Source organism: Rhodococcus sp. D-46 (assembly GCF_011290655.1).
In the GTDB taxonomy this organism is placed as follows: Bacteria; Actinomycetota; Actinomycetes; order Mycobacteriales; family Mycobacteriaceae; genus Rhodococcus_F; species Rhodococcus_F qingshengii.
In genome coordinates this window covers 22,429-36,396 of the sequence record NZ_JAANTF010000010.1, presented here as the reverse complement: position 1 = coordinate 36,396, position 13,968 = coordinate 22,429, and the positions used below count along the sequence as shown (strand labels likewise).

Sequence of the window (13,968 nt, the reverse complement as noted above, 5' to 3'; positions counted from 1 at the left end):
TCACACGTTTCGCAGTAGTGCCAATGGTCACCGACGAACCGATTGTGTGAATGTAGATCCAACCGACTGGTGACACCGAAAATGACTTTCTCCTCTGCCGTCGCCGATGGCTTTCGCGAAAAATTCGGTCACGGCCAGTTGGCATCCATCGCGATGAGCAAGGAGAACAGTCGTGAAAATCAACCCACCTGTCGTTGTCGGATTTGACGGGTCTTCGCAATCACGGGACGCGGTGTGGTGGGGCGCGCATGAAGCCGCACTCAAAGGCGCACCTCTACTCCTCCTGACGACAATGTTCACCCCGACCACCTACGGCGTTCCGATCGGTATGCCGGCGTTCTACTTCGACGAACAAGAAGCAGCCGCCAAGAAACGACTTGCCGAGGCGACCGAACTGGCCAAGCAAGCGATCGGCGACAGTGCAGTCGAGATCGATGTCGAACTGGCGTCGGATCCTCCGATTCCAGTCCTTCGCCACATCTCCAAAACTGCCCGGGTCATCGTCGTCGGAAGCCACGGACACGGCGAATACACCGGCGGTCTAGTCGGTTCGGTGAGTTCGTCGCTGGCAGTGCACTCCCTGTGCCCGGTCGCCGTCATCCGGGGACTCGCTGGCGACGGGGATGTCGCCACTCGTCCCGTTGTAGTCGGGGTCGACGGCAGCGTACACAGCGAACCCGCCATCGCAACCGCCTTCGAGGAAGCCTCCATTCGCGGCGTGGAGTTAGTTGCGGTCCACGCATGGTCCGACGTCGCCCTCGACGTAGTTTTCTCGAAGTTCAGGGAGGTCGATTGGCACGCTCGTCAGGACACCGAGCGCGCGCTACTCGCCGAAAGTCTCGCTGGCTACGCCGATCGCTACCCAGATGTCGGCGTCAACACCGTCGTCGTGAAGGACAGGCCTGGGCGGAATCTCGTGAATCACACCGAACGAGCGCAACTGGTTGTCCTGGGTCGACGCGGTCGTGGCGGATTCAGTGGGATGCTCCTCGGTAGCACCTGTCGAGAGGTGCTTCACGACGCGCACTGCCCGGTGTTGATCGTCAACAGTCACCGATGAACGAGATGACTCCCCGAGTTCCCGCTGCACAATGGATGATGTCGTGGCACGTCGACAGACCCGGCCCTGTCGAGACGCACCCACTCGTCAGAAGACTTGTACCACGCCCGACAATAGGTGCCGACGAACTACTCGTTCGGGTTCTCGCCTGCGGAGTGTGCCGAACCGACCTTCACGTCGCCGAAGGCGACCTGCCCGTACACCGCCGCAACATCGTCCCCGGTCACGAAGTGGTCGGGCTCGTCGAAGAAGTCGGAACATCTGTCGAAGCGTTCCTGCCGGGAGATCGTGTCGGGGTTGCGTGGCTCCACTCGACATGCGGTGAATGCCGCTACTGCCGACGGGGAGACGAGAACCTGTGCCCGAACTCCACCTACACCGGCTGGGATGCCGACGGCGGGTACGCCGAATATACGTCTGTGTCAGAAAGATTCGCACTCAAACTTCCGTCGGGATACCACGACAACGAGCTTGCACCACTCCTGTGCGCGGGAATCATAGGATTCCGCGCGCTCAAGCGCGCAGACCTACGCGAGGGAGGGCGGCTGGGAATCTACGGTTTCGGCGCGAGTGCACACCTTGCGGCCCAGGTGGCCATCGCTCGCGGCGCGGAAGTACATGTGATGACGCGCAGCGAGCCCGCGCGCGAGCTTGCCCACTGTCTCGGAGTCACTTCGGTACAGGGCGCATACGACCGTCCACCCGAACCACTCGATTCGGCAATGCTTTTCGCGCCGATCGGCGAACTCGTTCCCACCGCTCTCGAGGCACTGGACCGCGGAGGTGTCCTCTCCATCGCCGGAATACACCTCTCCGACATACCTGTGCTGAACTACCAGAAACATCTGTTCTACGAGCGCGAGGTTCGCTCGGTAAGTTCGAATACCAGGCGAGATGCCTTGGAGTTCCTCGAATTCGCCGGCAATCACCACCTCGATGTCCACACCACGCCCTATCCGCTCACTCATGCGAATCGCGCGCTGGAAGACCTGGCGGCCGATCGAGTCACCGGTGCAGCAGTACTGATGCCATGAGTATCTGGCGCCCCGAGAACTCCGAACACGCCTCGGTAGTCATTGGTGGACAAGTATTTCGAGCAGTCTTGTTCGACATGGACGGAGTGGTTACCGATACCCGACAAACGCATCGAGCGGCGTGGGGTTGCTTGTTTCACGAATTGAGCGAGAGTGGCGGCGTCGGGAACGTGGAACTCGATGACGAGAGCTACCGAGAATTCATCGATGGGAAGGAGAGAAATGCAGGTCTACGGTCATACCTCAACTCCCGAAACATTGAACTCCCCCTGGGGACTCCAGATGATCTCGTCGGCTCCGCGACGGTCGAGAACCTGCTCGAACGTAAAAATCGCTTCTTCCTCGCGGAACTGGAGCGAGAAGGTGTCGGGGTCATTGCCCCGACAGTAAGGTGGATCCGGCAACTACGTGCCGCCGGCGTACGTACAGCCCTGGTTTCGGCAAGTAAGAACGCGCCACGAGTGCTGGAAGCTGCCTGTCTCTCGAGCTGTTTTGACATCCGACTCGACGGCGGCGACATTGCACTACTCGGGTTGGACGGCAAGCCAAGCCCTGACACGTATCGGGAAGCCGCACGGAGGCTTGCGATTCCGCCCGCCGAATGCGTCGTCGTCGAAGACTCGATCGCCGGAATCCGCGCAGCCCGATCCGGTGGATTCGGTCTACCAATCGGACTTGGTTCGAGTGAACATCTTCGCGCTCTGACCGAGAACGGCGCCGAGCTCGCAGTCACGGACATCGGCGAGATCGACTTCCGCTTCGTCAGACCTACAGCACGCGAAGGCGACAACCACGATCCTGGATGCCGTCTCTGTGGTGTAGGAAACGAGACCGACTCGACACTCGAATATCGTGGGGTCGACCCGAGCGCCACTGGCCTTCGCGAGACCATGTCCACCGTGGGAAATGGCTTCTTTGCCACTAGGGGCGCGTTGTCGGAGTGCCACGACGATGGCATCCACTATCCCGGCACATACGTCGCGGGGTGCTATAACCGACTCACCTCGGACGTGGACGGACACTCACGCGAGGACGAAAGCATGGTCAATCTGCCGGACTGGACGACAATCGTCGTGACCGGTCCCGACGGAGAACGGCTCGACGAGAAATCAACGCTTGTCACTCACCACCATGAAAGTCTGGATCTCGCGCACGGAATCTGTTCCAGAGAAAGCGTGTTCAGCGATACGCGCGGTCGCGTCACTCGAATTCGACAACGCAGAATCGTGTCGATGGACGACCCGCACCTCGCCGCGATCACCATGACTGTCGCGGCCGAGAACTGGGAGGGAACAATCGACGTCACGTCCGGCATCACCACAAATGTTGTGAACAACAATGTTCCGGATTATTCGACTCTGGCCGGGAACCATCTCGATATCGTCTCGTTGGACACCATCGACGACCAATGCATTTCCGCAACGGTCCAGACCACTCGCTCCCACATCCAAGTCACCCAGGCCGAGCGCCTGCGCCTAGTCGACAGCGAAGAAGCCGTAACGCAGCGCAACCGTCGCGTGAGCACAGATCACTCCGGAATCATGCAGGTCGTCCGCTGCCGAATCAGCCGAGATCAACCGGCCAACGTAGAGAAGACATCAGCGCTCTTCACCTCGCGCGATCGATCGACACTCGATCCGAAGTCCGCAGCGTGGCAGCGAGTTCGAGAAGCAGAGACTCACGAGATACTGTTTCGACGCCACTGCTCCGCTTGGGATCGAGTCTGGCACCGATTTGCCATCACTCTCGCGGCCAGGGACTCCACGGCTCTCGCGACCAACGTCTCACTCCTCCACGTGCTTCAGACACTGTCGACCCACACGACAGATCTGGACGTCGGAGTTCCCGCTCGCGGACTCCACGGCGAGGCATACCGCGGCCACGTCTTCTGGGACGAGTTGTTCGTTGTGCCCATCCTGACGCGTCGGCTTCCCGAGCTGACATCGTCATTGTTGCTCTATCGGTGCAGACGACTGTCCCAGGCGCGCCGAAACGCGCGTGGACTGAATCTAGCCGGAGCGCTCTTTCCCTGGCAAAGTGGCAGCGACGGACGAGAGGAAACACCGACATTTCTCTTCAACCCGAGATCCGACCACTGGATGCCCGATCACTCTCGTCGTCAGCAGCATGTCAACCTCGCGATCGCCCACAATGTCTGGCACTACTGGCAGATGACTACCGACCTGGAATTTCTTGCCCATCACGGGGTCGATCTCCTCATCGAGAATGCGCGTTTCTGGATGGCAAAGTCCGAATACGACGCGAGCAGCGACAGATACGACATCCGCGGAGTCATGGGTCCCGATGAATTCCATGACGGCTACCCCGACCGCCCCGGCGCCGGGATCGACAACAACGCTTATGTGAACGTCATGACGGAGTGGTCGCTCATGCGCGCAGTCGACGCCGTTCGGGTACTCCGGAACGATAACCGCTACTTTCCCGGCCGCATCGATGTGAGTGAAGAAGAACTCACATCGTGGGACCGAATGAGCAGGCGGCTGCGCTTGACCTTCCTCGACAACGGCCTGATCAGCCAATTCGAGGGCTTCGGCGCGTTGACCGAACTGGATTGGGCCGACTACCGGTCACGATACGGGGACATCGGCCGCCTGGATCTCATTCTCGAGGCCGAGGGAGATTCGCCCATCCACTACAAGGCCTCGAAACAAGCAGACATCCTCATGCTGCTTTACGTCTTCACAGCGGAGGAACTGACCGAGTTGATCACACGGCTTGGATACGAGTTCGATCCCTCCGTGATACCTGAAATGATCGATTACTACTTGGAGCGCACCACACACGGTTCGACACTGAGCCGGATTTCCCACACCTGGGTCCTTGTACGGGGCAATCGATCACACTCGTGGGCGATGCTCCGCGATGCTCTGGCCGCGGATCTGTCCGACGCACAGCGCGGAAGTACAAGAGAAGGCATACATCTGGGCGCGATGGCGGGAGCGATTGACATTCTCGAACGCTGCTACACCGGACTCGATTTCCGGGACAATACTCTGTGGCTGCATCCGCAATTACCCCTCGAGCTGGATGAACTCGCCTTCACGATCTATTACCGCGGCCACCGCCTTCGAATACAGTGCACCCATTCGGATGTGACCGTGACATCGGAGACGAAAGATGTCCCACCGATAGAACTTTCGATACACGCCACAAGTTACACCCTTGCTGCAAGTTCCTCGGTGAACGTGGCGTCTACATCGCGGGCAGCTTCGGACACCGACGAAGTCTGAGCAGCGATCCCGTCACTCGACGTCAATTGGCGGATCGAGGGCGAATCCTGCGTCGGTCAGATCCGCATAGGCGGGCTCGCCGTGCGAACCGTCCTCTCGAACCTCGACGTATCTGGCCGAGTAGGCACGGGGATCAGCTGCGTTCTCCGATGCAGACAACCTCTCCAACACGACAGCGCCAGGCCATCGCGCATGCACCGCCGCAATCAGAGCCTTCCCGTCTACCGCCTCCGCCGAAAGCGGTCCGCCTTCACCAACGACCACCACATGCCGACCGTCTGTCAACAACCACACCCCTACCGGGAACGACCTGGCATCGACATTCTCGCCGATCACCGCCACTGTCTCCCCTGTTGCGCTCACCAACCGCGCAAACCTTTGCGAGTTCATTGTGCGCCTCCTGAGCAGCCGTACCGGTCGAGTCGCTACCTGCCGTCGACGCTAGCCCACAACAACCACCACCACAGGTGCCGACTGCACACGGACCAGAAGGCCGAAAGACCCTTTTTCGTGCACCTCGCGGCCCTGACCAGGACGTCCTGACTCCGGCACAATTCGAATCACGATCACCCGAGCACGGCGAGTGCACGTGAGCAATCGCCCTGTTGATTCCCGAGCGGAGCATTGGATGAAGACACTGGTCACGGCCGCAAGCCGCCACGGTTCAACAAGCGAAATCGCGGATTATCTCGCAAAATCCTTGCGAGAGGGCGGAATGGACGCCGACCGCCGCCATCCTGACGACGTTCTCGAACTCACCGAGTACGACACGATAGTCCTCGGGAGCGCGATCTATATGGGTCACTGGATGAAGGACGCAGAGGAATTCACCAAACGCTTCTCGGATGCATTGCGGCTTCGCCAGGTTTGGCTGTTCTCCTCGGGACCGATCGGTTCCGGCGAATCCACGACCGGTGTTCCATCCGACATCGCCACCTTGATGGAGAAAACCGGTGCCGTCGAACACAAATCGTTCGCAGGCAAACTCGACCGCGAAAGATTGGGGTTCGGTGAACGAGTGGCCGTACGAGTCGTTCACGCGCCCGAAGGCGACTTCCGGGACTGGGCTTCGGTTCGCTCCTGGGCTGAGTCGATCCGCGAGGCCGTTCGCACCACACGGCATATCGAATCAGAGGAAACGTCATGAACCGCGGAGCACCAATCGTGGTGGGTGTCGACGGGTCGGCGCCGGCGCTGTCCGCAGTCCGATGGGCGGCCCGAGAAGCCGTACTTCGCACTCGACCGCTCCACTTACTGTCCGTGATGCCTGACGACGCAGACACTTTCGGCGGTGCTGTCAAACTCGGTGCACCACGGTTTCCAAACCAACGAACTGTTGGTCGCGAACGACTCTCCACAGCTCGTTCCGAGGCGCTGCTGTCCGCAGCGACGCTGGGAGACAGAGAATTACAGATCGTCGACAAGCTGAGGTTCGGAAACGGTGTAGAAGCACTCCTCGACGAATCCCGCACGGCTGCGATGCTTGTCGTCGGATCGCACGGGCTCAATCAATTCGCCGACGCGATACTCGGCTCCGTCAGCGCGGCAGTGGTTCTCCATTCGAACGTGCCTGTCGCAGTCATCCGAAACGTCCCGAATTCGAAACAGCCGCAGATGAGCGGCCCGATAGTGGTGGGTATCGACGGGACAGAGAACAGCGAACCCGCGATTGCCGAAGCGTTCGAGGCCGCTTCACTCCACGGAGTGGAGCTCACTGCAGTCCATGCCTGGAGCGACTCCGACCTTACAACCGTGTTTCGCTCCGATCCTGACGGTGTATCGCTGGACTGGGACACGATCTCAACCGCCGAGCATGCGGTCTTGGCGGAAAGGCTTGCGGGGTGGAGGCAAGAGTACCCCGACGTCGCCGTTCGATGTGTCGTCGTACGTGACAATCCTGCAAGGCAATTGGAAATCGAATCGAAATCGGCGCGACTCGTACTCGTGGGACGGCGAGGACGGGGCGGATTCTCGTCGATGCTACTCGGCTCGACGAGTCGCCGTCTCATGCACACAGCGTCCTGCCCGTTGCTGATCATGCCGTCCCCCACCCGCCAGAAGGACCAGAACACGTGACAACGCACCTCGAACCCCAATCACCACCGAAGTCGCCCTCGGACCGCAACCAATACTCCGCCACAGTCAATCGACTCGCCGCGGAGTTCAAGGGACTCATCTCGGCGGAATGCATCAACATCGTCGTGACAGGCTGCCTCGACGATCTGTCCTGGACAACGCCGCAAGCCCGACCTGAACTCAGCGAACGACTCGCGCGGCAACGCATCATCAGCTATCTCGACAGCAAGGCCGACAACTTCAACTGAGGGGCTACGCATGACCGACCACGACGGAAGAAGCGCTCTCATTTCCGGAGGAGCGAGCCCGGTCGGTGCGGCCATCGCCAAAGCCCTGTCCGAAGAAGGCTTCGGAGTCCTCATCGGCGACCTCCTCGAAGGAGAAGGAAACGCCACGGCATCGAAACTCGGTGACCGCGTGGCGTTCCAGCGTCTCGACGTGACACAACCGGAGAGTTGGGAATCCGCCATCGACACAGCCGAGTCAACTTTCGGACATCTGTCCGTCCTCGTCAACAATGCCGGAATCATCGAGTCGGGAAGCGTGCAACTACAACGCCCCACGCAGTTCAAACATGTCCTCAATACCAACCTGTACGGGGCATGGCTCGGAATACACTGTGCTGCAATGTTCCTGACAGCCGCGGGCGGAGGTGCAATCGTGAACATCTCCTCCGCAGCGGGTCTGACCGGATACCAGGGAATGGGTGCTTACGTTGCCAGCGAATGGGGCCTTCGAGGACTTACCAAGGCGGCGGCCCTCGACCTGTGCGGCAACAACGTGCGAGTATGTTCCGTTCACCCCGGACCGATACAAGGCTCAGCGACAAATGATTTCGGCGGTTTGCCCTTCGTCGCCGATCAGCCTATCCCGCGTCTCGGAAGTCCGAACGAGATAGCATCGACAGTGCGCTTCATCGTCAGCGAAGCGACGTACTCCACCGGCACAGAATTTGTCGTCGACGGTGGATACGCTGCGGGGAGACCGCGCTCGTGACCGAAAGAATACCGAGGATGGTCGACCTGAACTGAACACGACCAGCGGCAAGCGCACAATGGTAAACCATGAGACGCAGAACCATGAGACTCGGAAACAAGAATCGGTGGCATCTGCATCCCGCAGTCCGTACGGGTTCGGAGCTGACCCGCGGAGAACGTGCGGCCGATGTGGTCCGCAACGGTATGGGGTCGTGGCCGTTCGTCTTCGTGTTCGTCGCGATCATGGGAATCTGGGCAGGGTTCAACGGCAATACCGGTTTCGATCCCTACCCGTTCATTCTGCTGAACCTATTTTTGTCGATGCTTGCCGGCATGCAGGGAGCAATTCTGTTGATCTCGGCGAAACGGGCGGACGCCATCAGTAGTGAAGTTGCGGTTCACACTCTCGACAACACCAATCAACTCCGACAGTTGATCGAGGCGAACACGGCACTGACCGAGACCGTCGCGGAACTCTCACGGGAGATTCACAAGCATGTCTGCACTCCGGAACACACCGCACGCTGACCGTCACGATCTCGTGTCTAGCGCGAGCAGCGGTGCCTTCGGACTCCTCACGAGAGCATCTGCGGTTGCGGACAGGGTCTTGGCGAAGAGGGTGGCGGTGGCTGCGTCGAAGAGATCGGAGGAGTAGACGAGTGCCGCCTCGATCCCGGCGGGTCCACCGGTTTCGTCGAATACTTCGGCAAAGTGAAAATGAAGGTCACACTTGGCGATGTCGAGTGGCCGCGGCGTGACCTCGAAGGTAAGCCCGTCGGATTCGAGCACTGCAGCAGGGAAGTTCTCGAACGACAATGCCACCTGGAAGAACGGGTGCAGCGATGTGTGACGAGGAGGATCGAGATAGTCGACCAGCCGCTCGAACTGCACGTCACTGTGATCGTGGGCCAACAGTTCTACTCGGCGACACTCGGCGACAAGAGCGTCGAAATCCGCCGAAACGTCGACGCGTGTGCGAAGCACGAGTGTGTTCACGAACATGCCCACGAGGTCGTCGAGTTTCGGATGGCCCCGGCCTGCGACCGGGCTACCGACGATGATGTCGTGGTCACCGGACAGAGCACTCAGTGTCGCCGTCAGGACGGCATGAACGACAGTGAACATCCCGGTCTCGGCTCGCTTTGCAGAGGTCGTCAACCCGCGATGAGTCTCCGGATCGACCAAGAATTCGACTCGCCCGGCCCCGAATGTCCACATCAAGGGTCGAGTGTGGTCGAGTGGCAGAGAAATCTCGCTCGGCGCCCCGTCGAGAACCGCCGCCCAATGTTCGAGTTGACCGACAGCGAGGTCGGTAGGCGCCTCCCGCGCTCCCAGAATTTCCGCGCGCCACATGGCGTAGTCCGAGTACCGCACCGCGGTCTCCGACCACGTCGGGTGCGTGTTCCGCGCGCGAGCCTCGTACGCGACGGACAAGTCGCGCGCGAGGATGGCGAGAGACCATCCATCTGCCGCAATGTGATGGACAACCGCCGCCAACAGATGATCGTCCCGACCGTATGCACACACGATCAAGCGAATGGGGATCTCGGAACGCACATCGAAACCCCGAGAGAGCGTCTGGTGAACGATCGATTCTGCATCGCTCGAATTCCCTTCGACCACTTGAAGTCCGCGCGGAATCCGGTCCGGATTCACCACTAGCGGGCGGGGCGAACCCGCGACATCCGGATACACGGTTCGAAGTGTTTCGTGCCTGACCATTACGTCCTGCACGGCCGAAGCCAACGCGTCGTGGTCGAGTCTGCCACGCACGCGAATTGTGAAGGGCAGGTTGTACAGAGCAGGCGAGGTGAGTTCTCGACCGATGTATTCCTGTGCAGGTGAAAGCAGCGGCGTCGAGGCGTCGACGGCCTGTTCCAATGGTGGCACCCACCCGACGTGTTGGCCGAAGGAACTCGCGAGCGCGGCGGCGCTCGGCGAGCCGAACAGATCACGAAAACCGAGGTTTATGCCGAAATCAGCGTTGAGGCGGCCGATCACTCGAGTTGCAGACAATGAGTCTCCCCCGAGATCGAAGAACGAATCGCTGTGGCCGATCTCGGTGGCCCTGAGCACTTCCTCGTAGGTACGGATGATGCGGGACTCGATCGGTGTTGCGACCCGTACCGATTCTCTCCGCTCGAAGGTGGGAGCGGGGAGCGCGCCCCGATCGACTTTCTTGTTCGTGGTGAGCGGAACCGCGTCGATGCGAATCACGACGACCGGGACCATGTATTCCGGCAACTTCTGTGTCAGAAGGCGTTCGATACTCGCATCCGAGTCCAAGATTCCCGAGTGCAGTTTCACGTAACTCACCAGCGCCGGCGAACCATTGGCCAGATCGCGGACCAACGTCGTGGCGAACTCGACCGACGGGTGGCCGTACAGGACGGAATCGATCTCACCGAGTTCGATTCGGCGCCCACGCACCTTCACCTGATCGTCTGTGCGACCGAGGAATTCGAGTTGGGCGTCGTCTGTCCATCGGACCCGATCGCCGCTTCGGAACATACGATGCCCCGCTGAAAGTGTGGACGCAACGAAACGCGCAGCCGTCTCCCCCGCTCCACCCTCGTACCCTCTGGCCAAACCAGGCCCCGACAGGTAGAGCTCCCCCGCGGCCCCTGTGGACAACGGCTCGAGCGATGCGTCGAGAACCACCGCCTCGACTCCGTGCATGAGCCGCCCGAGTGTCACACGATCGTCGACGTTCAAGACGTCGGTGATGGTGACACTGCATGTCGCCTCGGTAGGGCCGTACGCGCTTCGAACACGCACGAACGGCGCCCACCGGCGCATCAGTTCGTGCGGTAATTTCTCGCCACCGACTATCAGGAATTTCAAGCCGGGCACCCGTTCCGGAGCCAATGTTGCGAGCGCCGAGGGTGTTACGAGTAGATGTGTCACGGCACGACGGCAGATGAGGTCTTCCAGCTCGAATCCACCAACGGTCTCGGGTGGGCAGATCACCGACGAGGCGCCGAACAGAGCGGGAGCGAGCATCTCTACGACAGAGGTGTCAAAACTGGTTGAAGCACAATGCATTACGACAGAGCGTGAATCGAGCTCGTATTTCTCGCGAATGTCGGTAGCCAAATTGGCCAGGCCACGGTGAGTGACCGACACCGCTTTGGGCCGGCCCGTGGAGCCGGAGGTGAAGATCATGTAAGCCCGATGATCGGCATGTGCGGGCTCGGGGTCGAAGGACGGCGCGAAAGCATCGGGGTCACAGTCCAAGAACAGCCACTCGAGGTCGTACGGCAACGAACGCCGCATCCCGAAAGTCGTGAGCCCGATCCTTGGTTTGCATACACCGAGCATGTCCACGACCCGTTCGGCGGGGTGGGCCGGATCGATCGGTACGTATGTGGCTCCTACACGCGCCACAGCCCACATTGCCAGGACCGATTCGATGGATCGCGGGATCGCCACGACGACAACATCATCGGGGCCCACATCGACGGACTTCAAATGCCGACTCCAGAGTCCCGCCATCCGATCGAGGTGCCCGTAGGTCCACGATCTGTCACCGTCGGTGATGGCAACCGAATCGACAGCCCGGTGCACTGCGGAACGCAGAAGAGAATCAAGACTTCTGGGCTCGATCGAAGGCTCGCCACGCGCCGGACTCGTGGCTCCCAGCTCGGCATCCGTCCACAGGGGCGGAGCAGGATGATCCGGCGGCGTGTCGACGAATACCTCCAGAAACCGAACGAATCGATCATGATGGGCAGAAAGTTCGGCAGAGCTGTACAGCGCACCGTTGGCCTCGAGATCGACGCGAATGTTCCCTGTGTAACCGGGGTAGACGTTCAGCGCGATATCGTCGATCGGTCCGGTCGTGAGTATCTCGACGTGACCTCGTACCGCGCCCAAGCTCAGGGCCCTGTCGAACAACATGACGTTGACGACCGGACCGAAAGATTGCACTCTTGACTGCCGTCGACCGTCAGTCAGAGCGGACATGTCCTCCCGGCGGTAACGATGGTGCCGAAGTGCCTCGCTCAGTGCGCTCTCGACAACGCATACCGCCGAGGAGGGTGTCGATGCACCCACGCCGCGAAGTACCAGAGGAACCACGTTCGACATCGCGCCCGGCAACGATCTCGACGCAGCAGTCACTCGCCCGGACACCGGCAGAGACAAACACAGGTCGTCGACACCACACATCAGTGCCACGTATGACGCGAACGCCGATATCACCGTTGCTGCCGAGAGATCGGACAGTGGCACTGTGCCACTCGCTCGCAGCGTACTTCCCCGAGAAGTGCCCGTCGCGCTCGCTCCCAAGACCGGAGAGGAGGGAACTGACCGGAGTTTCTCGTGCCAGAATTCTCGATCGCGGACACAGCGCGGTGATTCTCGGTATCGGCTTTCCTGGCGGGCAACCGCCGCCACGCGATCCGACACAACCGAGTCGACCTGATCCGGCCTCACCGGACCAGCGGACAGATAGATCTCGGCGGTGCGGCGCATCAGAAGTGCAGCGGAGTAACCGTCGAGTGCGATGTGATGCGCACGGTAGTACCAGAACCAGCGATGAGGGCCGACCTGCAACAGATTGGCGACGGTGAGGGCAGTATCCGGAGCGAGAGTCGCCGTGCTCCACTCTCGATTCATCCACGTCATCGCTGCACGGACGGGATCGTCGTATCGACGGAAATCCAGCCTTCCGCCGACCAGTGTCAGATCAGGGTCTTCGTCCAATTCGGGCACTCCATCCGTCACACGTAGACGAAGGCCCGCAACGCCGAACTCACGGTGCGCGGCGACTGTCGATGATTCCAGCCGAGATGCGTCCAGCTCACCGTTCAGATCAACGAACTGAGCTATGACAAACGGCGACGCCGGTTCAAGGGACTGAGCGAACCACAACGAGCGTTGTGCAGCTGTCAACGGCGTCATCGTCTCGCTCGGATCACGACGATCTCCTCAGTGACCTGGTCAGGGTCGATGACGCCGATCGACTCCAGGTATCGCCTGCGCGACAGCAAGACCGGGCCGAAAGGAATCGAGGTCCTCGAGACCACCGATGCCTCGAGTTCGTTGTCGGCGAACAGTTCGACGGTCCGATCGATGCCGCTGAGTGCGGACTGGATCAGCAATATCGTGCCCTCCTTCTGCAGAACACCCGGTGCCGTCGCACATATGCGATCGAGCAACAGGCGTCCGTCGTTGCCTCCGTCCCAACTACGAGCACGGCCGGTGCGCGGCGCACGGTCGTCCACGGAAGGAACATAAGGCGGGTTCGAGACGACGAGGTCGAATCGACGACCGTGAAACGGGGTCAGGAGATCTCCGTGACGGGCGTGGATTCTGTGACCGCGGAGTCGCCCGTTCATCCAGGTGCACACCGCGGCACGTCGTGAGATATCCACGGCGAAAACCGTTCCCGCCCCAGCCTTGGCCGCACACACACTCAGCGCACCACTACCGGAGCACAGATCGAGAACCTGAGAAGACGCATCCAACTTCTCGGCGCGTACTGCGTCGGAAATAAGACGAGTATCGCACTGAGGCGAATAGACACCGGGAAATCGAATCATCACACTGCGCTCCTGCCGTGGACT

At 60.5% G+C, this 13,968-nt stretch carries 11 protein-coding genes; 8 read left to right on the top strand and 3 right to left on the bottom strand.

Annotation, left to right across the window (positions count from 1 at the left end; genetic code table 11):
- Window positions 1-172: 172 nt before the first annotated feature.
- From G9U53_RS24815 to G9U53_RS24805, 3 genes are read left to right on the top strand one after another with little or no spacing between them, the layout of a single operon-like run.
- Window positions 173-1,060 (top strand): universal stress protein, encoded by an 888-nt coding sequence (locus G9U53_RS24815; protein WP_064444993.1) that lies wholly within the window; start codon window positions 173-175, stop codon window positions 1,058-1,060.
- Between the two features lie 35 nt (window positions 1,061-1,095).
- Window positions 1,096-2,094 carry a zinc-binding alcohol dehydrogenase family protein gene (locus G9U53_RS24810; RefSeq protein WP_207624607.1) on the top strand — a complete coding sequence of 333 codons (999 nt, stop codon included), beginning with the start codon at window positions 1,096-1,098 and terminating at the stop codon, window positions 2,092-2,094.
- Window positions 2,091-5,345 carry an HAD-IA family hydrolase gene (locus G9U53_RS24805; RefSeq protein WP_165639334.1) on the top strand — a complete coding sequence of 1,085 codons (3,255 nt, stop codon included), beginning with the start codon at window positions 2,091-2,093 and terminating at the stop codon, window positions 5,343-5,345. The genes G9U53_RS24810 and G9U53_RS24805 overlap by 4 nt, the downstream gene beginning before the upstream one ends.
- Window positions 5,346-5,357: 12 nt before the next feature.
- Here the strand turns inward: G9U53_RS24805 and G9U53_RS24800 are convergent, their stop codons facing one another.
- Window positions 5,358-5,735, bottom strand: a complete 378-nt coding sequence (locus G9U53_RS24800) for a hypothetical protein (RefSeq protein WP_064444991.1) — start codon at window positions 5,733-5,735, stop codon at window positions 5,358-5,360.
- Window positions 5,736-5,973: 238 nt separating this feature from the next.
- On the opposite strand from G9U53_RS24800, the gene G9U53_RS24795 reads away from it, so the two are divergent.
- The 5 genes from G9U53_RS24795 (at window position 5,974) to G9U53_RS24775 (ending at window position 8,926) form a co-directional block, all read left to right on the top strand.
- Window positions 5,974-6,492, top strand: a complete 519-nt coding sequence (locus G9U53_RS24795; protein ID WP_242692706.1) for a flavodoxin domain-containing protein — start codon at window positions 5,974-5,976, stop codon at window positions 6,490-6,492.
- On the top strand, window positions 6,489-7,421 hold the full coding sequence (locus tag G9U53_RS24790; protein WP_165639333.1) for a universal stress protein: 933 nt from the start codon (window positions 6,489-6,491) through the stop codon (window positions 7,419-7,421). Before G9U53_RS24795 ends, G9U53_RS24790 begins: the two co-directional genes overlap by 4 nt.
- Complete coding sequence (locus G9U53_RS24785) at window positions 7,418-7,669, top strand: hypothetical protein (protein ID WP_021344471.1); 252 nt, start codon at window positions 7,418-7,420, stop codon at window positions 7,667-7,669. The genes G9U53_RS24790 and G9U53_RS24785 overlap by 4 nt, the downstream gene beginning before the upstream one ends.
- 10 nt (window positions 7,670-7,679) lie before the next feature.
- Window positions 7,680-8,417 carry an SDR family oxidoreductase gene (locus G9U53_RS24780; RefSeq protein WP_021344472.1) on the top strand — a complete coding sequence of 246 codons (738 nt, stop codon included), beginning with the start codon at window positions 7,680-7,682 and terminating at the stop codon, window positions 8,415-8,417.
- A 68-nt stretch (window positions 8,418-8,485) separates the two neighbouring features.
- Window positions 8,486-8,926, top strand: a complete 441-nt coding sequence (locus G9U53_RS24775) for a DUF1003 domain-containing protein (RefSeq protein ID WP_223304627.1) — start codon at window positions 8,486-8,488, stop codon at window positions 8,924-8,926.
- Window positions 8,927-8,929: 3 nt separating this feature from the next.
- Here the strand turns inward: G9U53_RS24775 and G9U53_RS24770 are convergent, their stop codons facing one another.
- Window positions 8,930-13,303, bottom strand: coding sequence for a non-ribosomal peptide synthetase (locus tag G9U53_RS24770; protein WP_165639332.1), 4,374 nt, complete (start codon window positions 13,301-13,303; stop codon window positions 8,930-8,932).
- Entirely contained in the window at window positions 13,300-13,947 is a 648-nt protein-coding gene (locus G9U53_RS24765; protein WP_165639331.1) for a HemK2/MTQ2 family protein methyltransferase, read from the bottom strand. Before G9U53_RS24765 ends, G9U53_RS24770 begins: the two co-directional genes overlap by 4 nt.
- Between the last annotated feature and the right edge of the window lie 21 nt (window positions 13,948-13,968).